This is a genomic window from Pyramidobacter sp. C12-8 (assembly GCF_002007215.1).
Lineage (GTDB): Bacteria > Synergistota > Synergistia > Synergistales > Dethiosulfovibrionaceae > Pyramidobacter.
Window position 1 is genome coordinate 1 of record NZ_MUHX01000176.1, and the last position, 207, is coordinate 207.

The window sequence follows — 207 nt, forward strand, 5'->3', positions numbered from 1 at the left end:
ATGCTGGAATCGTCCATCCAGTCGGAGAAATACACGGTAATTACCCGTTCAGCTTTGCAGCAGATGATGACGGAAATCGGTCTGACGACGAGTTCCGACCTTTTGAATCTGAATACGAACCAAAAGGCCAAACTGGGCATGATAGAAGGCATCAAATACATTTTGGTCTCGGAAGTCGGAACATTCGGCACACGAGTCAATTGCACG

At 47.3% G+C, this 207-nt stretch carries 1 protein-coding gene; it reads left to right on the forward strand.

Features of this window, described 5'->3' with window-relative positions; all coding sequences use genetic code 11:
• A partial coding sequence (locus B0D78_RS13350; protein ID WP_205948355.1) for a CsgG/HfaB family protein occupies window positions 1-207 on the forward strand: 207 nt, incomplete at both ends.